We start from the raw sequence: 19,329 nt of genomic DNA on the forward strand, positions 1-19,329 counted from the left end.
CATTCAACGGTGGGTCCTCACCCTGGTGGCCCCCCCCGGGGCCCCGGCCCGCCGGGCGGCGTGGGCCCCCCCCTGCTGCGTTCCGGCAGGTCAATCGTCGATCGAGCGGATGTTGTCGTAGAAGAATCGCTCGTCGCGATCGCCGGTGATGTTGTACAGCGAATATTTGCGGCTGAGCATGGCGCCACCGTCGCGGATCAGGGGATTCCAGTTGAACGCGGCTCGTCCGCGTGTCGACCGTGGCAGGAATCCGTCCAGCGGGACGCTTATGTAGATTCCCTTGTCGAAACTGCCTTCGCCGAAATCGCGTGCGGAAACGTTGGTCTTCGTTGCATAGGCACCCATCGTGACGCCATTGTCGAAGACGCGGGCGACGTCCAGGGTTGCGCCCCTGTCCCCGGCCAGATACTGGCCGACGGACAGCGAGCCGACGATGCGCTCGCGGGCGTCGAAACTGTAGTAGAAGGTGGCGTGCCCGGTCGTGACCTTGTAGTCGCGCAGATCCCAGCGCTGATCGAAGTCGCGTTGCTGCACGCGATTCAGGTTCGCGCTGACGGCCCATCGCTCACCGCCGGGACGATACAGCAGTTCACCGCCTACGCCGGCATACATCCACTCCAGATAACCCGCGTAGGCGATGCCATAGAGATCGCGGCCCAGACGCCCAGCCACATTGAACTGCAGATTTGGCAACACTACGTCCGAGTCCACCATGTACCTGCGCAGATCGGTGCGCACGCGCGGGAGTCGACTTGGGGCGTTGTACTTGAACTTGTCGTAATTGTTGATCAGGTTGGCGCTGACGGTTCCTGTAAGCCACATGTTGGGGCGTACGAACAGGCTTCCGGAATAATTGGCGGCAATCTGGTAAAGGATGAAACCATCCGGGCCACCGAGATTCTGTCGGTAGCCGATGTTGAAGCCGCCGCCATAGGGGCGTGTCCTGGGTTCATACAACGTCTGGCGAGTGACGTCGTCGGGAGACTGCACCTCGGTGCTGCGACGTAGCACGTCCTCGCTGACTCGACCATCCAGATAGCCCACGAGGGCATCGCGGGCGACGGAGGTGTCCACGATGGGCATTCCCAGTCGTGTTGTCCGCAGCGTGAACCACTCGTACTCGTCACCCGTCGCATTGGCCAGGATGCGGCCGGCGCGGCCCAGGCCCTTGGCGTTGTGGAGGTATCGGTTCTGGTAGCCGTCCACGTAGAGCTCATCGCCGCGGCGGGAGATGCGCTCGACCCGGAAGCCCGCATTCTGGGTGAGGTCGGCGCTGATGGCAGCCCAGTCCGGGCCGCCTTCTGCTGTCGTGGCGCCGGCGTCGGGCACTGCGGTCGCGGCAACCGCGGCTGCCTGCGGGTCGCGAGGCACGATCCGTTGCGGCGGAGGATCGAAAGGCTTGGGCGCAGACACTGCATGGCCGGGATTGCCGCGCCAGGTCAGCGAGAACATCGCCGCGTCACCGCGTTCCCACGCGGCGGTGAGTTCCACGTTGCGGTTGGGGACGTACACCAGCCCCACGTTGATGGGGGTGCGCTGTTCCAGATTGTTCCCGCGCGGCTCACGGCGGTAGTCGTTACCGTCGTACTCGACCTTGACCAGCAGCGAATCCAGCGGCGTCTGATAGGTGATGCCGCCAAAGACGCCGACCGGGCCCTTGAACATGTTGTCCAGACCAAAGCGACCGGCGTCGTTGATGTTGCTGCCCGCGATGGGGCGTCGATTCTTGAATCGATCGTCGATCGCTCCCAGCGGATTGGCGAAATCGCCGCGGTTGCCGATGTAGCCGGTCGCCAGGCCGATGGAGGCGTCGATGGGCCCCAGATTCTTGCTGGCAACCAGATATTCGCTGGAGAAGAAGCCGGTACCACCGAGGTCGCGTACACCGAAGGCAAGCTCCGGCAGCCATCGTGATTCCTGCCAGAGCCGCAGCTTGAAGTCGATCGATTTGTCCTTGTAGTTCTGGTCTCCCGCGATGTTCGGACCATAGCGGATGTTGGACACGTTGATGTAGCGGAACGTGCTCTCAAGCCAGGGGAACGGTTGCAGCGTGAGGTTGTAGCGGCTGTACGGGGAATTGTGCGAGGCCGTGAAGCTGAGGTCGCCGTCGGGCGCCATGCGTGCCGTCGGTGTCTGCAGGAGGCCGATGCCGCCCCATTCGTTGGCGGTCGGCGGAGGGGCTTCCTGGGCCTGCAACGCGGCACTCAGTGACAAGGCGAGCGCGGTCAGCGCAAAGCGGGCTGGGCGCGGCACGCGTGCACGCTGGGGAATGTCGGTCATTACGGGCTGACAGGCTGGGTGGCGATGAAGGTGGCAAGATCGTTGTTGAATGCCGGGTCGATGGATTTCAGCACCGATTCGCGCAACGGAACATAGATCGAACCGCCAGGGGCGACCGCCTGGGGATCCGCGCGGTTCCAGAGTGCAATGCCCTGTTGCTGAACCCGGCCATCGGGTTGCACGATGTAGAGCGAGTCGGGATCGGCGGCCGCGCTGGGTGGGCAGTCACGCAGATAGTCCCGCGCATCGCGCTGCGGGGAGTGGTGGACAGTGCAGCTGGTTCGGACCGCGCCGAGGACCGTGATGTGATCAGGTCGGACGGGAATGCGGAGTACATCGCCGGCCATGAGCACCGGATTGCTCTGCGGCTGCACCTGCATCAGGCGTGGCGAGATCACCGTCGGTACACGTCCGGTTGCAGCGTGCGCCTGTACCCATTGCTGGATGGCCGCCGCGGTTTCGACGACGGCCGGATCCGCGTTGAGCTGAAGCTGCGTCAGGCCATGCAGGATTCCGGCACGCAGTCGGACCTGTTCAACGAGCGCCTGGCGGCGAAGATAGCTGCTGCCGAGCAGATAGGCGTCGGCCGCAGGCTGGGCCTGGACAACCGCATCGGCCAGTCGCCGCTCCGGCTGGATGGCCTGGTCACCGGGATGGGCCACCGCACCCTCGACGCGGACGGTAGACGGTGCCTGCGCCAAGCACAGTGACGGTAGTGCCGACAGCATCAGGCAGAGAATTCGAGTGTTCATGCCTGTCATCCCTTCGGGGCACGGTAGGGCTTGAGCTGGGTGAGTTCCACGACGTACCCGGGGGCAAGATGCTGCCGGCTCTTCCAGATGAATCCGGTCGCCGGGTCCGCCCAGTAGATGTTCTGCGCGTCCATTCCACCGCCCTGGAGATGCTCGACGAATCGCTGCAGGGTGCGGGTGCGGCCGAGAATCCTGACCTCCTCGGTGGCGCCGGGTGTCAGCGTGCCGGTGACGACAACGCCGAGCTGATACGACGACATCCAGTCGTATTGGCGTTGCACCTGTGCCGGTCCGCTTAACGAAGTCAGGCGGTCGAAGGGGGACGCGCCGATGATCCGCGTCTGCAACTGACGTCCCAGCCCGCTTGAGCCCAGCAGCACGCCGTTGCCGTCCAGCTCGATCACGGCATGCGTGCCGGCGTACCACTGCTGCCGGCCACCATCAACGTAGCCAAGAACGGCCACCGCGGTCAGGTCACGTGTCTCGACCAGCACCTGCGGGAAGCGATTTGCCGCCACGGTAGCGGGGCTGACCTCAACGGGCTTGTGCAGCAACAGCCGGAAGCTGTCCGCCGTTGCCCGGCTGCCGGTGGTGCAACCGGCAAGCACGAGCGCCACGGCGATCAACGCTATGCGCAATAGACGGCTTGAAGTGCGTCGGAATGAACGCACCGAGGCTGCTCCCGTGCGCGCCATGTCAGTTGTCCCTGACTTCGGTTCCGGTGCGCGCGGCCGTGTAGAGGATATTGGTGAAGGGCAGCAGCTGGTTGACGAAGCGGTTCCAGCGGCTCACACCTGCGGCGCCGACAAACACCACGTCCCCGGGCTGCAGCTTGAACTGGCTGCCAACGGCAAATGCTGTTGGTGAGCGTGCTTCCAGCTGATAGATCACCGAAGGCTCCTGCTGCAGATCGGTGCTGCCGCGGATGACGTATACCGCATTGCCATTGGCCGTCTGCTGCAGCAGCCCGCGTGCACGACCGAGCGCCTGGTTCAATGTGACGTCGCCAGTCCGGAAGCTGTACGCGCCTGGCAGGTTGACCTCGCCAACGACGAAGACCTCCTTGCGATCCAGATAGGGGATATAAATTGAATCGCCATCCTTCAGGAACAGCTGGCGCCCACCATGTTCCTTGGCCAGACTTTCAAGGTTGATGGTGTAGCTCACTCCGTCGCGGCTGAACTGGATGCCCGAGAGATCCGCCTGGGCTGCGTTCAGTCCGGCCTGGCTGATGGCATCGGTCAGGGTAAGCGGCGAGGTACCGAGTGGGACGGGCGAGGACCGCTCGGCCGCGCCGGTGACCCACACCCGCTGGCTGCCGTAGTTGAGGACCGACACATCCACCTGCGGCGATTCCACGTACTGCGCGAGGCGCCGGCTGATTTCCTCACGGATCTCAGACGGGGTCTTGCCCGCCGCCTTGACCTTCCCGATGTAGGGGTAGAACAGCGTGCCATCGCTCTGCACCAGACGACCGGCGAGCGCGCCCTGTTGTTGGGAGCCGGCGGGTACGGTGAGTTCAGGGTGATCCCAGACCGTCACGTAGAGGATGTCACCGATGCCGACCTGGTAAGGGGAAGGCTGGTAATCGAAAAGCTCGGCAGGAAGCGTCTGTTCGTTGCGAGCTGCATGCTCCTGGGCGATCAGCTTGGAGGTGATGGTGACGATTTCCAGTCGGCCATCGTCGCTGCTCTGCGAAGTGACATCACTTCGGCGCAGGTGCTGACCTGGCGCGAATGCGCAGCCGGAAACGGCCAGCACAGTGAGTGCAGTGGCGAGAATACGGAGAGGCTTCATGTTCATGTGGTGGGTTTCCGACAGGCATAAAAAACCCCCGCCGTGCATTGCCCGGCGAGGGCTTGCTCGAACAGCAGGGCGAATCAGCCGCCGGTGCCGCCGGTCCCGCCAGTGCCACCCGTACCGCCGGTGCCTGGGCCGCCCGGACCCGGACCACCGGGTTCGCCGCCACCATTGTCGTCGCTGCCGCTGCTGCTGTCGCCACCGATGCTGTAAGCCACAGCTGCGGCTGCAATGCCGACTACAGTGGTGCCGAAAATGGCAGCGTTCGAATAGCCAGCGGCTTCAGCGCCGGCGGTCACTTCGGCAGCCGGGGTCTCGGCGTCAGTGGTTGCCTGCGCGTCCTGCGCGAAGGCCATCATCGGGGAGGCGGAGAATGCCGCCAGGGCCAGAACGGCGATCGTCTTCTTGAACATGGGAGAGGCACCTACTCCGTTAGGGAAAATTTCACCCCAATCTTGCGGCGGAAGGCCCGCAGTGTCAAGCGCCGGGTTCAGTTCCCGAGGTCATGCCGCTCATGCGTGCTGCTTCGCCCCGACAGCAGCTTGGCGGCGTCCCTGATGAGATCGTGTGTCCGAAGATCCGAAATGGCCGCCGGAACCACCAGCCCCGTCACGCAGGCCAGCAACAGCACCCGGACTTTCGGCCGCGAGTGGGCGACCGATGTCCCCAGCACCGCGCAGCTTGCAGCCAGGCCCAGAGCCAGGCCGGAGATGACCTCCGATGTCGAGTGTGCCTGAACAGGCAGTCGTGAATACGCGATTGCACCGGCCAGCAGAGAGCCTGCAGCGAACCAGCGGAGGTCCCTGCGTTCGCCAGTGCTCACCGTCAGCCATAGAGCCACCGGGTACACCACGCTGGACATGGCGGCGTGCCCGGAAATGCCGGTGAAGTCCAGACGCTGAATGCCCAGCCCCCAGCCCATGAACGCCAGCTTGGAGGCCAAGGTCAGTCCGGCGGTCACGGCGATGGCGACGGCCCAGCGTCGCCTCAAGGACGATTCGCTTCGCGGCAATGCCAGCAGCAGCACCATGGCCATGGGCAGCAGCCAGCGGCTGTCGCCCAAATTGGAGAGGAAAAGCCAGAACTCGGACATCCGGTGGGACTGATGTGGGGGCGGCCAGCATACCTGCCGCCGATGGCGCGGCGATCGTCGGTGGCTTGGTCCATTCAGCTGGACGCGGTATGCTTTACCGCTTGCGCAAGGCCCCGTAGCTCAGCTGGATAGAGCGTCCCCCTCCTAAGGGGAAGGTCGCCCGTTCGAATCGGGCCGGGGTCACCATCGGTCAATTGCCCGCAGATGATCAGGCGGGTACCGCTTCTGCTTGCGGCGTGCTGTCTTCGCTGCGGCGTGCTTGCCACCCGCCACAGTGCGTTGGAAAAGGGCGTGCGGCGGCCTGGTCTGCCTTCCGCCAGGCTCACCTAGGGGCGATCCAGGTCCTCTGGCAACAGGCCAGCGAGTGCGAGTATTCGATCGTGCCTGATCTGCTGCACCCAGTGGCCCCAGGCATCCGCCGCCGTCAAGACATCGATCGAGCCGCAGGCGGGACACCTCAGTTGCACACCCCCGTGCACATCGGTGAGCCCGCACCCATGCGACATCCGTGATTCGTCCCCACATGACTTGCACTTGGCCTGCACGGAATCCAGCCGTTCGATGGTGGCATCCAGGCGCAGCAAAGGGCGGATCCGCAGGATCCGGAATGCAACAGGAGTGGTCATGTGTCTTGCCGGTCAGGGGCTGGACACGGAGGCGAGGAATTTCGCGCCGAAGAGAAGCCGAATGCAGTGACCATACAGCATGAACTGTTAAGACTCTCGTTCTTGACAGCCCTTATTTCGTTCTGGTGAGGGCCGAGGGTTCGCGAGAGGGGCGGGGAGCCTGAACATCCAGTCAGGTAAGCAAGCCGTTTTCACACAAGGCTAACTGCTCAGCGCCCAGTTTCACTGCAGCGTGACGGGTCGGCAGGGGGACTCGTGGCAGGCCTTGAGCCTGCCGTGCGCAGCGCTTCCCCCATGACCAGCAGGATCCGAATGAATCGCAATGCCGTGACGTCCGTTGGCGTCGGACCGGGCGCCGTCCCCCTGTGCTGCCGGGTGGGCCATGCCGTCTTCCCTGGACGCGCACGCCGCCCCGCCTTCCCGATCATCCCCCCGGCGGCCGGGTGATGGGGCGTTTCCAGTACGCCTTCCGCAAGGCGCGGGGCTGGCAGGCCTCCCTGGTCGCCGCCGCGTGGGCAGCGCTGCGCTATACCGTCAGCGGGGATACCGGCTACTTCCGTTCCCACGGCGGCTGGCGAAGATCACGGATCAGCCGGAAACCGGGCGAGGCCGACTCTCTGGATGACTGAGTCCGCGGGTGATTCTTGCCGGAAACGCATAGCAGTCTGCGGGCTGCATGGGTTTGCCGGGCCTACAGTGGCCCCCAATGCCGGGAGGGGTACCCGGCCACCTGCACGCCTTCGGTCCAGACGGGAGTCGCCATGCACCTGCTGATCGCCCTTGGCAAAGTGGCCGCGGTGTTCGCCTGCGTGCTCGGAATTCTTGAAATCTGCAGCCGGGTTCACCGTCGGCGCAGGGGCCGCAGCAGGCGTGCGGACAGGGAAAAACTCCCCTGACGCACTTGGCGAGGCTCAGTCCTGCCTGAGCAGCTCCACCAGTTGCCGCAGCCGATAGGGTTTGGGCAGGAACTCGACCTGTTCGGGCAGGGGAGGCAGCTGCGAACGCGCATAGCCGGAGGAGAGGATCATGCGGGCGTGCGGCTGGTCGCGCGCGACGTGTTCGCTCAGTTCAATGCCGGACATGCCATTGGGCATGCTGACGTCGCTGAACACCACGTCGAAGCGGGTATCGCCGCGCAACAGGGCCACTGCTTCATGACCGTCGGCCGTGGTCGCCACGTCGATGCCGAAATCGCGCAGGGCCAGCCCTATCATTTCGCGCAGGTCGGTCTGGTCCTCCACCATCAGCACGCGGATCGGATCATCGGTCATGGGGCGGGTTCCTCTAGTGCGGGTAACAGCAGGCTGACTGTGGTGCCGACGCCTGGCGTGGTGGAGACATCGACGAAGCCGCCGCTCTGGGTGGTGAATCCGAACACCTGGCTCAGGCCCAGTCCGCTGCCTTTGCCGATGTCCTTGGTGGTGAAGAAAGGCTCTGTCGCGCGTTCCGCCACATCGACGGGCATGCCACGCCCCTGGTCACGCACGCTCACCGTCACGTATCGGCGCTGCTGGCCAGCCTCTCCATCCGGATCAAGGCGATGCTCCAGTGCGGTGGCGATCAGCACGTGGCCGCCATCGGCCGTGGCTTCGACAGCGTTCGCGACCAGGTTCGCCAGGGCGGTCTGCAGCTGCAGCGCGTCGGTGCAGACCGGCGGCAGATCGTGAGCCAGTTCCGTGCCCAGCAGTGTACCCGAGGCATGCGCGCGCCGCAGGCCCGGCAAGGACTCGACGATCAGTTCGTTGACGTCCACCGGTTCACGGATCAGGGTCTGCCCGGTGCTGAAGGCAAGCAACTGGCGGGTCAACAATGCGCCGCGGTCGGTCGCCGTCTGTGCAGTGGAAAGCAGTTCGTGGGCCCGCGGATCACTGCCCACGCGCAGCGCCAGCAGATCCAGTGCGTTGCCGATGGTGGTCAACAGATTATTGAATTCATGCGAGAGCCCACGACTCAACCGGCCGACCGTCTCGAACTGCTGGGTCTGCCGGAGTGCACGCTGTGCGTCACGCAGCAGGCGCTGCGCCTGCCATTGTTCGGTGATGTCGCGGGTGATCTTGACGTAGCCGAGCAGTTCGCCGTTCTCCAGCACCGGCTCGATCACGATGCTGGCGCGGAACGAGGCGCCGTCGCGACGGACGCGCCAGCCTTCGGCGGAGCAATGACCCTGCTGCGCGGCCAGCCGGAGCAGCCGCTGCGGCTCGCCGGCGTCGCGGTCTGCTGGCAGGTAGAAGCGTCCGAAGTGGGTCCCGATGACTTCCTCGGCTGCATACCCCTTGATGCGTTCGGCCCCGGGGTTCCAGCTGCAGACGATGCCCTCGGGATCGAGCAGATACAGCGCATGGTCCCGCACGCTGTCTATCAGCAGGCGCAGCTGTTGGGAAGTGTCCGTCAGAGCGGACCTCGTAGAAGCGGGTGCGTCCACGTGGAAATGAGCATTACCCCTGTGAGGGCCGGAAAGCTAGGCACTGCAGTGTGAAGGATGTGTGCAGGGATGACCCGTGCCATTGGTCGTATGCGGCTGAATACGACACGGGGTACCATCACGCACTTCTTTGCCTTCTGGAATCGCCCCGTATGCGTCCCGGTGCAACCTCGCGCGACCGCTGGATATGGATGACTGCTGCCGCATTGCTGGCCGCAACCATCGCACTGGAACTTGTCGTGCCTCTGGGTTATGCGGTGTGGCTGGCCTACTTCCTGGCCGTTGGCGTGACGGTGTTCCAGCGGAGTGCACGCGCACCGTTCGTGGTCGCGGTGCTGGCCTGCGCGCTGCTGATGGTGGGCTATCACATCGCCCCGGCAAGCACGAATTCGGCATTCTCGCTGGTGAATCGCACCATCGGCGGTGCGGCCTTCCTGATGATCGCGCTGATCGTGTCCCGCGCCATCCAGGCGCGCCGGCAGGCCATGCGCGCCCTGTGGCTGCAGGAGGCGGAGAACGCCGTGGCCATGAGCCTGCGGGGAGACCTGGGGCCGGAGCAGATCGCCGAGGCGGCGGCGACCAGCCTGGCCTCGCAGCTGCAGGCCGATGTCGGCGCCGTGTACCGGCTTGAGGGCGGCCGTCTGCAACTGACGGGCGGACTGGCGTTGCCGGCCGGCATGCCGACGTCGCTGGCGCTGCAGGAGGGGCTGGCCGGACAGGTCGCGCGCGACCTGCGCACCCGCCACCTGCAGGGCGATGAGGCCTCGGTACTTGAACTCCAGAGCAGCCTGGGGCGGGTTCCGGTGCGTGAGCGGATCCTTGCACCGATCACCAGTGACGGTGCCGTGGTCGGCATCGTCGAGCTGGGTCGATCCAGCGTCGGCGAACAGCGTGATCTGGACCGCGAACTGCTGGAGCGCTGTGGCGACACCATCGGCATGGCCCTGCGGGCGTCGCTGCTGCGCGCGCAGCTGGTCGTGCTGCTGGAGGAGTCGCAGCGCCAGGGAGAGGAGCTGCAGGCCCAGCAGGAAGAACTGCGCGTGGCCAACGAGGAGCTGGAAGAGCAGAGCCGCAGCCTGCTGCAGTCGCAGACCCATCTGGAACAGCAGCAGGCCGAACTGGAGCAGAGCAACGTACAGCTTGAGGAGCGCACGCACGAGCTGGAGGCGCAGAAGCAGGCCCTACTGGTTGCGCAGAGCCAGCTGGTGCGCAACAGCAACGAGCTGGCGGCGACGTCGCGCTACAAGTCCGAGTTCCTGGCCAACATGTCGCACGAGCTGCGTACGCCGCTGAACAGCTCGTTGATCCTGGCCAAGCTGCTGGCCGACAACAAGGACGGTACGCTCACCGAAGAGCAGGTGAAGTACGCACGGGCAATCCTGTCGTCGAACAACGATCTGCTGGCGCTGATCAATGACATTCTCGACCTGTCGCGCATCGAAGCCGGGCATGTCGAACTGAGCGATGAAGTGGTCGCGGTCGACAGCGCGCTGCAGCGGCTGCGCGAGACCTTCGATCCGATCGCGCGGCAGAAGGGGCTTGCCCTGGAGATCAGCGCCGATGCGCTGGCGCCGGGTCAGCTGGTGGTGGACAGCCAGCGCCTGCAGCAGATTCTGAAGAACCTTCTGGCCAATGCACTGAAGTTCACCGAGCACGGCAAGGTCAGCCTGCACGTGCGTCCCGGCGGCAGTGGCCGCATCCGCTTCGAGGTCTGTGATACGGGCATCGGCATCGCGCGGGAGCAGTTGCAGGTGATCTTCGAGGCTTTCCGCCAGGCTGATGGCAGCACCCGCCGGCGCTATGGCGGCACCGGGTTGGGCCTGTCGATCTCGCGCGACCTGGCTGCCCGCATGGGCGGCGAAATCCAGGTGGACAGCGAACCGGGGCGTGGCAGCTGCTTCGTGCTGGAGCTTCCGCTGCAGGGCGCCCCCGTGTCCGCGCCGGAGCCGGGAGCGGAGCCCGCGCGCGTGGCCACTCCGGCAGCGCGTCCGGTGGTTGCACAGATGGCGCCGACTGCGCCTGCGCCCCCGCCCGCAGCTGCCACACACGTTCCAGATGATCGTGGCCGGCGGCAGCGCATGGGACGCCTGATCCTGGCGGTGGAGGACGACGTGGCATTCGCCGAAGCGCTGGTGGTGCTGGCGCATGAACTGGACTTCGACTGCGTGGTTGCCGGCACGGCAGAGGAAGCGCTGGCGCTGGCTGCCGAACTACGGCCGAACGGCATCCTGCTCGACATCGGCCTGCCCGACGTGTCAGGTCTGAGCGTGCTGGAGCGTCTGAAGCGCAACCCGGACACGCGGCACATCCCCGTGCACGTGGTCTCGGCGATGGACCGCAGCCAAGTGGCCCGTGAGCTGGGCGCGATCGGCTATGCGATCAAGCCGACCACGCGCGAGCGGCTGGCGGCGGCCATCGAGCAGCTCGAGCAGACCAGCCAACGCGATGTCAGGCGCCTGCTGATCGTCGAGGATGACAGCGAGCTGAGGCGCAATCTGGAGCTGCTGCTGGGGCGTGATCAACTGCAGATCGTCGCCGTCGGCACACTGGCCGCAGCGCTGGAGCAGCTCAGCAGTGTCACGTTCGACTGCATGGTGATGGATCTTTCCCTGCCGGACGGCAGCGGTTACGACCTGCTTGAACACATGGCCGGCAATGATGACGTCGGCTTCCCGCCGGTGATCGTCTACACCGGACGTGCGCTCAGCCGCGAGGAAGAACAACGGCTGCGTCGTTATTCCAAGAGCATCATCATCAAGGGTGCGCGCTCTCCCGAGCGCCTGCTGGACGAGGTCACCCTGTTCCTGCACAGCGTGGAGGCGAGCCTGCCCACCGATCAGCAGCGCCTGCTGCGCGAGGCGCGCCGGCGCGACACCATCCTTGATGGGCGCACCGTACTGCTGGCCGAGGATGATGTGCGCAACATCTTCGCGCTGTCGAGCGTGCTCGAGCCGCTGGGTGTCAACCTGGAGATCGCGCGCAACGGCCAGGAGGCGGTCGATCGGCTGGCGCAGCGCGAGGTGGACCTGGTGCTGATGGACATCATGATGCCGGAGAAGGATGGTCTGACGGCGATGCGCGAGATCCGGGCGCAGCGCCACCTGCAGGACCTCCCGATCATCGCGTTGACCGCGAAAGCCATGCCCGATGACCGCGAGCGTTGCCTGCAGGCCGGCGCCAACGACTACATCGCCAAGCCGATCGATGTCGACAAGCTGGTCTCGCTGTGCCGGGTGTGGTGCTCGCGTCAATGAACGAGCAGGCCTTGTTCGACCTGGAGCTGAAGGTGCTGCTGGAGGCGATCTATCAGCGCTACCACTACGACTTCCGCAGCTACGCGGTGTCGTCGCTGCGACGGCGCATGCGTCAGGCCATGCAGCGCTACGAGTGCGAGAAGCTGTCGGACCTGCAGCATCGCCTGCTCCACGAGCCGGAGCTTTTCACTCAGGCGATGCAGTTCTTCACCGTGCAGGTCTCGGAAATGTTCCGGGACCCGGCATATTTCCGCACCCTGCGCGAGCAGGTGGTGCCGGTGCTGCGCACCTATCCTTCGGTGAAGCTGTGGGTGGCGGGCTGCAGCACGGGCGAGGAAGTGTGGTCGTTGGCGGTGCTGCTGCACGAAGAAGGGCTGCTGGAGCGCAGCATCGTCTATGCCACCGATATCAATCCCGGGGCCCTGGTGACCGCCGAGGCCGGCGCCTACCCGATCGATCGCCTGGCGCAGTTCAGCCGCAATTATCTGGCGGCGGGGGGCAGGGCGTCGTTGTCGGACTACTATTCGACGGCGTATGACGGGGCCGTGTTCGACCGTCACCTGCGACGCAACATCATGTTCGCCGACCACAGCCTGGCGACGGACACGGTGTTCTCCGAGGTGCACCTGGTGTCGTGCCGGAATGTGCTGATCTATTTCAACCGGGACCTGCAGGACCGGGCCGTGGGGTTGTTCCGGGAAGCGCTCGTGCATCGTGGCTTCCTCGGCCTGGGCAGCAAGGAGTCGCTGCAGTTCGGTTGCCATCACGACGCGTTCGACGTGTGTTCGCGCGAACATCGGCTGTACCGGAAGGTCGCCTGATGAATGACGCCGGTCTGCCGGAGGTGATAGTGGTCGGTGCATCCGCTGGCGGGGTCGCTGCCCTGCAGGCCATCGTGCAGGCGCTGCCGGCGGGCCTGTCGGTGCCGGTGCTGGTGGTTCTGCATGTGCCCCGTGACCGCAACAGCCGCATCGTCGAGGTGCTGGCGCCGCATTGCGCGGTGCCGGTGCGCGAGGCGGAGGACAAGCAGCCGATAGAGCGCGGTACGGTGACGTTTGCGCCGCCGGACTATCACCTGCTGGTGGAAGACCGGTCCTCGGTTGCCCTGTCGATCGATCCCCCTGTGCTGTATTCGCGTCCGGCCATCGACCCCCTGTTTGAATCGGCCGCGGCGGTGTTTGGTCCGCGCGTGCTGGCACTGCTGCTGACCGGCGCCAGCAGTGATGGCTCCGAGGGCGTGGCGGCAGTGCGCGAGGCGGGAGGTCGCGCCTGGCTGCAATGCCCCGAAGAGGCCGAAGCTTCGATGATGCCGGCCTCGGCCCTGCAGCATGCCGGCGCCGATGCGGTGCTGCCCCTTGAACTGATGTGTCGCCGCTTGAAGGAGTTGTTTTCATGAACCTGTTGCCACCGGACCCTGCGCAGTCCCAGGCCCCGGTCAACCTGTTGATCGTCGATGACGTTGCACAGAACCTGGTGGCCATGCAGGCACTGCTGCAGCGCGAGGGGGTCAACCTGCTGCTGGCCAGCTCCGGCGCCCAGGCGCTTGAACTGCTGCTTGAGCACGAGGTGGCGCTGGCGCTGCTGGATGTGCACATGCCAGAGATCGATGGCTTCACACTGGCGGAACTGATGCGGGGCTCGCTGCGCAGCCGCGACGTGCCGATCATCTTTCTCACCGCGTCGCCGGATGATCCGGTGCGCGCGTTCAAGGGATACGAAACCGGCGCGGTGGATTTCCTGCACAAGCCGGTGGCGCCGCAGGTGATCCTCGGAAAGGTCAATGTGTTCATCGAGCTGTACCAGCAGCGGCAGCTGCTGAAGGTGCGCAACGAAGCCCTGGAGCGCGCGCTGAAGTTGAACGAGACCATGGCCGCGGTGCTTACCCACGACCTGCGGACGCCGCTGTCCGCCATCCTGCTCTGCGCGGACAAGCTCAGCCTGGAACTGCCTGCGGGCAATTCCGCTGCGCAGCAGACATTGCAGCACCTGGAAGCAAGCACGCTGCGCATGGCACGGATGGTCGAGCAGCTGCTGGACTTCTCGCGCATCCGCAGCGGCGGCCTGCGATTGCAGACCACGACCTGCGACCTCGACGCCCTGGCCCGCGCGGTCATTGCGGAGGCGGGCAGTGCCCACGGACTCGAGCGGATCCGCTTCCAGGCGCAGGGCGATACCGTCCTGCAGGGCGACATGGATCGGTTGGGGCAGGTCGCATCGAACCTGATCGGCAATGCACTGACGCATGCCGGCGAAGCACATGTCCAACTGGACGGGCGTGACCCGCAGCGGGTGGTGCTGCGGGTCAGCAATGCCGGCCACATCGACGCGGCGCTGCTGCCGCGGCTGTTCGAGCCCTTCAAGGCCAGCTTCCACCAGAGCAAGGGCCTCGGCCTGGGGCTGTACATCGTCGATCAGTTCGTGCGCGCTCACGGCGGTCGATTGACCGCGCGCAACGACGCAGGGCAGGTCGTGCTGGAGGCAGCACTGCCACGGCGCTGCGGTGGGCCGGACATGGCCTGAATCTGAATTCTTCAGGAAGCGGGGCGCGCGCTTATGACGGGCTCATCCGCAACTGCTACCGTGGCTGCACATCTTGCCAGGGAAGCGCTATGCCATTGCGAGCCATCGCCTACGTCAGCCAGGCGCTGCCGGATCTTTCCGCAGATCGCCTGCAGGCGCTGGTGGACGACGCCGCCCGTTTCAACAAGCTGGCTGGCGTGACCGGGGTGCTGCTGCATGATGGCGGGCGCTTCCTGCAGTACATCGAAGGGCCGCCGGATGGTATTGATTCGGTGTATGAGCGCATCCTGCAGGCCGGCAGCCATGTCGACATCGTCGAGCTGGCGCGCAGCAGGCTTGGCCAGCGCCAGTTTCCCTATTGGGCGATGCGTGTCCTGCAGGTGGAGGCGTCCATGCTGCATGGACTCACGGTGGGCGACTGGGCCGGATTCAGCCGTGCGCTGCAGGGCGACCGCGCGGCGCCGACGGCGGTGGACCTGCTCGCCGACATCGTGCAGCCGGCGCTCCACGCCGGCTGAGTCGCGGCAGGGGCGCCGGGCTTCACCGCTGTCTCACCCTGCATGCGCTGAGATTGGACCTCCAGGGCATGGACGGGGGCAACATGGTACGGATGATGAAGCACACAGGGGCCGCGCTGCTGGTGGCGGCCCTGGCAGGCGCTGCAATGCCTGCCTTGGCCTGCACACGTGCGGTCTATCTGGGTGACAACGGCGATGTGATCACGGCGCGGTCGATGGACTGGAAGGTCGATGTGGCGACCAACCTGTACGTGTTGCCGCGCGGAATTGCACGGACCGGCGAGGCCGGGCCGAAGTCGTTGGCATGGACTGCACGGTACGGCAGCGTGGTGGCCACCGGCTACGACGTGTCGACCACCGATGGCATGAACGAGAAGGGGCTGGTCGCCAATCTGCTATGGCTGGTGGAATCGGAGTATCCGCAGCAGCGCGGCAGCAAGCCCGGCCTGGCCATTTCATTGTGGGCGCAGTACGTGCTGGATAATTTTGCGACAGTTGCAGAGGCCGTGGCGGCGCTGCAGCGTGAGCCGTACTCCATCGTCACCGACAAGGTGCCCGGCGAGGACCGGCAGGCGACCCTGCATCTCTCTCTGTCCGATGCCAGCGGCGACAGCGCGATCGTGGAATACATCGGTGGCCGTCAGGTCATCCATCATGATCGCCGCTACCAGGTGATGACGAATTCGCCCATCTTCGAGCATCAGCTTGCGCTCAACAGCTACTGGCAGCAGATCGGCGGCACGGTGATGCTGCCGGGCACCAACCGATCGGCCGACCGTTTTGCACGCGCGTCGTTCTACATCAATGCGATTCCCAAGGCGGAAGACCCCGTGGTGGCACTGGCCAGTGTGTTCAGTGTGATCCGCAATGTCTCGGTGCCGTACGGAATCACCACGCCGGGCGAGCCCAATATCTCGTCCACGCGCTGGCGCACCGTGGCCGACCACAAGCGACGCCTGTACTTCTTCGAGTCCGCGATGACGCCGAATACGTTCTGGGTGGACCTCAACAGGATCGACTTCGGTGGCAAGGTGCTCAAGCTGGACCTGGGCAAGGACCAGCGCAACACCTTCTCCGGCGATGCGCTGGAGCATTTCGTTCCCAGCGCACCGTTCACCTTCCTCGGTGTCGGGAGCTAGTTCGACGCCTGGGTCGCGGCCGGGTAGACCGCCTGGATCTGGCAGCTGCCGCGGGTGTACAGCGGCAGCGGCCCCAGGCCGCGCTCGTCGCCGGGCTCGAACTCGGCACTGAGGATGCGATCACCCGGATTGCCGCAGATCAGGCCGTTCTGCAGCCCGGACTGGAAGCTGACCTGAGGCGCGCGGTCCAGCTGGCGGCAACTGCCGCCCAGTTCGACGCGGTAGTAGCGGTGGCCGCCATTGCGGCGTGGATTGGTCTCCACCAGCAGCCCCTGCTGATCGGAGGACCAGGCACGGACGTTGCGGGTTGCAAAACAGTAGGCGGGCGATCCGCCGAAGCTGCGGCGCTGCTCGCGCCGCTCGCTGATGGTCACCGCAGGCAGGGTCGCGGTGCTCAGGCGGTCACTGTCACGGGCGACAGTGGCGTAGTCGCGGTTCTGCACTGGACTGACCGCGCTGACCGCGCAGCTGTGCCCGTCCACGACAACGCGTTCGCTGGGGCGGCCGCAGGCCCAGCCTGCCGGCGCTTCCAGCTTCAGGGAGGTGGCGGCACGCACGTTCGGGCAGTCTTCGCTGAAGTCGATCCGGTAGGCCTGGCCGGAAGCGGCACGGACGGCGATCGAGCGCGGCGAGGCCTGCTCCACCTCCTGCACGCCCACGGCGTCGAGGCAGTGCGGTGCCGGCGCCCGGCGTTCCTGCCCGCTGGCGGTGACGGAAAGGGACAGGCCGATGCTCGCGGCCAGAGCCAGGGAAACCTGTCGATATGCCATGACCTGCACTCCTTGCTGGATAGACGGCCCGACTATAGCAGTGAATTGCACCGCCGGTGCCAGGCGCGCAGACTTGCCGAATGGGCGCCATTTTCCACCTCCGGCACTATGGCCAGGCCACCGGCCTGGATCGCCACGACTACGCGCAATGGGTGCTGCCACTGCAGGGCGAGCTGCAGTTCGAGCTGGAAGGGCGGGGCGGCCGGCTGGACCTTCTGCAGGGCGCATTCGTGGCCGCCGGCGAGGCGCATGACCAGAAGGCGGAGGGTCCGAACGGTTTCGTGATCGTTGATTGCGGTCCGGATGTTCTGGACGACGACACGCAGGAGCACCTGTGCAGGCAGCGGTGGCTGCATCTGCCGCTGGCCCTGCGCCAGGGGCTGGCCGAGGTGCGGCAGGGGCAGCCGCTGCCGTTGCTGCTGCCTGCATTGCTGAGGGTGTTTGCACCGGCAGGCAGTGGCGCGCGCATGCAGGGGCTGTGCACGGCGGTACAGGCCGACCCGGGGCAGCCCTGGCCGGTCGCGCGCATGGCGGCATTCGTCGGCGTCAGCGAAAGCCGGCTGCATGCGTTGTTCCAGCGCGAATTCGGCTTGAGTCCGCAGGCCTGGGTCAGTGCCTGCCGCCTGCGCTGGGCCAAGCACCAGCTGCGGACCACTGCGCTGCCGATCAGCGAGATTGCGCTGGCCGCGGGGTATTCCGAACAGAGCGCATTGACCCGAGCCCTGCGCCGGGAGAGCGGCGTAACCCCTGCGGCCTGGCGGCGGGGCAGCCTCTGATCCATGGCGCTGCGGGAACGCCGCCGAGTGCGTCCGGCTCTGCCGGGACAGCAATAGCCTGGGTCAAGAGAGGTCGTCCGGTGGGCGGCTACACTGCGCGGCCTCTTCTCCCCCGAAGAATCCGCAATGCGCAACAATCCAATGGTCCTGGGCATCGCCAATGGCGTAGCCGCGGGCGCGCTGTGGGGCGTGGTGTTCCTGGCGCCTGCCGTGCTGCACACGTTCAACGCCCTGCAGCTGTCTGCCGGCCGTTATCTGGTCTATGGCCTCATCGCCGTGATCCTGCTGCTGCCGCGCTGGAGGCGGCTGGCATCGAGGCTGGGGCGCGCAGAATGGTACGGCCTGCTGTGGCTGAGCCTGGCGGGCAACCTGGTGTACTTCCTGCTGCTGGCCACGGCCGTGCAGTGGGCCGGTGGCGCTGCGGCCTCGCTGATCGTCGGCCTGATTCCGGTCGTGGTGACCCTGGTGGGCGTGCGCGAGCAGGGGGCGGTGCCCCTGAAGCAGCTGTTGCCCGCCTTGGCGCTGTGCGTGCTCGGCGTGGCCCTGGTCGGGTGGGAGGCGCTGATGTCCGAACACCTGGCGACGCCCTGGCGGCAGCGCCTGATCGGCCTGCTGTGTGCCTTCGGCGCACTGTTCTCGTGGGCGTTGTACTCGATCGGCAACAGCCGCTGGCTGGCGCGGCGCCCGGATCTGTCCAGCCATGACTGGTCGTTGCTGACGGGTGTCACCACCGGCGGACTGTCCCTGCTGCTGGTACCGCTGGCCTTCGCCGGGTCTGCCGGCAGCCACGCGACCGCACAATGGGGCGCATTCTGGGCCATCAGCGCAGGTGTCGCGGTCGTGGCGTCGATCGTGGGCAACGCATTCTGGAACCGTGCCAGCCGTCTGCTGCCGCTGACCCTGACCGGGCAGATGATCGTGTTCGAAACCCTGTTCGCGCTGCTGTACGCATTTGCCTGGCAGCAGCGCTGGCCAACCGTGCTGGAGGCATTGGCGATCGTGTTCCTGGTCGCCGGGGTGATGCTGTGCGCGCACGCCCACCGTGCGCCACGCGCGATCGCCGAACATGCCGGCTGAATGGACATCTCAGAGTCGACGATCGCTGCTTTGTCTCAGTTGCAACCAAATGACGGCACGTTGACAGATGATCGGCGCAGGGAGTTTTTGCGCTGCAGCACTTGACAGCAGCGGGGCGAACAGTGTTTTCTGTCCGCCATGGTCCTTGATGCCGCCACCGCCAGCCTGATTGCACCCGCTACCGCGGGCCGTCCGACTGCACCGGTCGCCATCACCACCATTACCACCACCACCGTCACCACTGCCCTGGTGCGGCCCGTCGTCTTCGTGTAACTCCCGAAAACCACGGCCCCGCACCATCC

General features: G+C 65.8%; 20 protein-coding genes and 1 tRNA gene. 12 read left to right on the top strand and 9 right to left on the bottom strand.

Annotated features, from left to right (window positions below; all coding sequences use genetic code 11):
• Nucleotides 1–90: 90 nt before the first annotated feature.
• From ACVOMM_RS13475 to ACVOMM_RS13500, 6 genes are all read right to left on the bottom strand, one after another.
• Nucleotides 91–2,280, bottom strand: coding sequence for a YjbH domain-containing protein (locus ACVOMM_RS13475; protein WP_065175567.1), 2,190 nt, complete (start codon nt 2,278–2,280; stop codon nt 91–93).
• Entirely contained in the window at nt 2,280–3,032 is a 753-nt protein-coding gene (locus ACVOMM_RS13480) for a capsule biosynthesis GfcC family protein (RefSeq protein ID WP_481526358.1), read from the bottom strand. Before ACVOMM_RS13480 ends, ACVOMM_RS13475 begins: the two co-directional genes overlap by 1 nt.
• A gap of 5 nt (nt 3,033–3,037) precedes the next feature.
• Entirely contained in the window at nt 3,038–3,727 is a 690-nt protein-coding gene (locus ACVOMM_RS13485; protein ID WP_180875942.1) for a YjbF family lipoprotein, read from the bottom strand.
• A 1-nt stretch (nt 3,728) separates the two neighbouring features.
• Nucleotides 3,729–4,835: a polysaccharide biosynthesis/export family protein gene (locus ACVOMM_RS13490; RefSeq protein WP_461289052.1), complete on the bottom strand. Its 1,107-nt coding sequence runs from the start codon at nt 4,833–4,835 to the stop codon at nt 3,729–3,731.
• Nucleotides 4,836–4,912: 77 nt separating this feature from the next.
• The gene (locus ACVOMM_RS13495) at nt 4,913–5,245 is read right to left on the bottom strand and encodes a hypothetical protein (RefSeq protein WP_053516758.1); all 333 of its coding nucleotides are present in this window, start codon (nt 5,243–5,245) and stop codon (nt 4,913–4,915) included.
• Between the two features lie 77 nt (nt 5,246–5,322).
• Nucleotides 5,323–5,925 carry a phosphatase PAP2 family protein gene (locus ACVOMM_RS13500; protein WP_180875943.1) on the bottom strand — a complete coding sequence of 201 codons (603 nt, stop codon included), beginning with the start codon at nt 5,923–5,925 and terminating at the stop codon, nt 5,323–5,325.
• Between the two features lie 109 nt (nt 5,926–6,034).
• Here ACVOMM_RS13500 and ACVOMM_RS13505 point away from each other — a divergent pair.
• The 3 genes from ACVOMM_RS13505 (at nt 6,035) to ACVOMM_RS13515 (ending at nt 7,447) form a co-directional block, all read left to right on the top strand.
• Nucleotides 6,035–6,111, top strand: a tRNA-Arg gene (locus ACVOMM_RS13505).
• An 886-nt stretch (nt 6,112–6,997) separates the two neighbouring features.
• On the top strand, nt 6,998–7,180 hold the full coding sequence (locus ACVOMM_RS13510) for a hypothetical protein (RefSeq protein WP_053516755.1): 183 nt from the start codon (nt 6,998–7,000) through the stop codon (nt 7,178–7,180).
• A 132-nt stretch (nt 7,181–7,312) separates the two neighbouring features.
• Nucleotides 7,313–7,447, top strand: a complete 135-nt coding sequence (locus ACVOMM_RS13515) for a hypothetical protein (protein WP_258012811.1) — start codon at nt 7,313–7,315, stop codon at nt 7,445–7,447.
• 15 nt (nt 7,448–7,462) lie between these two features.
• Here the strand turns inward: ACVOMM_RS13515 and ACVOMM_RS13520 are convergent, their stop codons facing one another.
• Together ACVOMM_RS13520 and ACVOMM_RS13525 are read right to left on the bottom strand one after the other, a co-directional pair.
• On the bottom strand, nt 7,463–7,822 hold the full coding sequence (locus tag ACVOMM_RS13520) for a response regulator (RefSeq protein ID WP_053516753.1): 360 nt from the start codon (nt 7,820–7,822) through the stop codon (nt 7,463–7,465).
• Entirely contained in the window at nt 7,819–8,973 is a 1,155-nt protein-coding gene (locus ACVOMM_RS13525; protein ID WP_053516751.1) for a two-component system sensor histidine kinase NtrB, read from the bottom strand. Before ACVOMM_RS13525 ends, ACVOMM_RS13520 begins: the two co-directional genes overlap by 4 nt.
• 152 nt (nt 8,974–9,125) lie before the next feature.
• Here ACVOMM_RS13525 and ACVOMM_RS13530 point away from each other — a divergent pair, with 152 nt between their 5' ends.
• From ACVOMM_RS13530 to ACVOMM_RS13555, 6 genes are all read left to right on the top strand, one after another.
• Nucleotides 9,126–12,227 (top strand): response regulator, encoded by a 3,102-nt coding sequence (locus ACVOMM_RS13530; protein WP_461289054.1) that lies wholly within the window; start codon nt 9,126–9,128, stop codon nt 12,225–12,227.
• Complete coding sequence (locus tag ACVOMM_RS13535; RefSeq protein ID WP_065175572.1) at nt 12,224–13,048, top strand: CheR family methyltransferase; 825 nt, start codon at nt 12,224–12,226, stop codon at nt 13,046–13,048. Before ACVOMM_RS13530 ends, ACVOMM_RS13535 begins: the two co-directional genes overlap by 4 nt.
• Nucleotides 13,048–13,623: a chemotaxis protein CheB gene (locus tag ACVOMM_RS13540; protein WP_128988641.1), complete on the top strand. Its 576-nt coding sequence runs from the start codon at nt 13,048–13,050 to the stop codon at nt 13,621–13,623. Before ACVOMM_RS13535 ends, ACVOMM_RS13540 begins: the two co-directional genes overlap by 1 nt.
• The gene (locus ACVOMM_RS13545; RefSeq protein ID WP_180875945.1) at nt 13,620–14,747 is read left to right on the top strand and encodes a hybrid sensor histidine kinase/response regulator; all 1,128 of its coding nucleotides are present in this window, start codon (nt 13,620–13,622) and stop codon (nt 14,745–14,747) included. Before ACVOMM_RS13540 ends, ACVOMM_RS13545 begins: the two co-directional genes overlap by 4 nt.
• Before the next feature lie 89 nt (nt 14,748–14,836).
• A complete protein-coding gene (locus ACVOMM_RS13550) occupies nt 14,837–15,265 on the top strand; it encodes a BLUF domain-containing protein (protein WP_053516741.1) in 429 nt (142 codons plus the stop codon).
• A gap of 83 nt (nt 15,266–15,348) precedes the next feature.
• On the top strand, nt 15,349–16,404 hold the full coding sequence (locus ACVOMM_RS13555; protein WP_180875997.1) for a linear amide C-N hydrolase: 1,056 nt from the start codon (nt 15,349–15,351) through the stop codon (nt 16,402–16,404).
• Here ACVOMM_RS13555 and ACVOMM_RS13560 read toward each other — a convergent pair.
• On the bottom strand, nt 16,401–17,174 hold the full coding sequence (locus tag ACVOMM_RS13560) for a DUF6491 family protein (protein WP_053516738.1): 774 nt from the start codon (nt 17,172–17,174) through the stop codon (nt 16,401–16,403). The genes ACVOMM_RS13555 and ACVOMM_RS13560 overlap by 4 nt on opposite strands.
• An 80-nt stretch (nt 17,175–17,254) precedes the next feature.
• On the opposite strand from ACVOMM_RS13560, the gene ACVOMM_RS13565 reads away from it, so the two are divergent.
• The 3 genes from ACVOMM_RS13565 to ACVOMM_RS13575 all read left to right on the top strand — a co-directional run bounded on the left by ACVOMM_RS13565 (nt 17,255) and on the right by ACVOMM_RS13575 (nt 19,300).
• Nucleotides 17,255–17,950 (top strand): helix-turn-helix transcriptional regulator, encoded by a 696-nt coding sequence (locus ACVOMM_RS13565; RefSeq protein ID WP_481526359.1) that lies wholly within the window; start codon nt 17,255–17,257, stop codon nt 17,948–17,950.
• Nucleotides 17,951–18,076: 126 nt separating this feature from the next.
• The gene (locus ACVOMM_RS13570; protein ID WP_180875947.1) at nt 18,077–19,027 is read left to right on the top strand and encodes a DMT family transporter; all 951 of its coding nucleotides are present in this window, start codon (nt 18,077–18,079) and stop codon (nt 19,025–19,027) included.
• A gap of 138 nt (nt 19,028–19,165) precedes the next feature.
• Nucleotides 19,166–19,300, top strand: a complete 135-nt coding sequence (locus tag ACVOMM_RS13575) for a hypothetical protein (protein ID WP_258391179.1) — start codon at nt 19,166–19,168, stop codon at nt 19,298–19,300.
• Nucleotides 19,301–19,329 lie beyond the last annotated feature (29 nt).

The sequence above is a fragment of the Stenotrophomonas sp. STEN009 genome, from assembly GCF_056760395.1.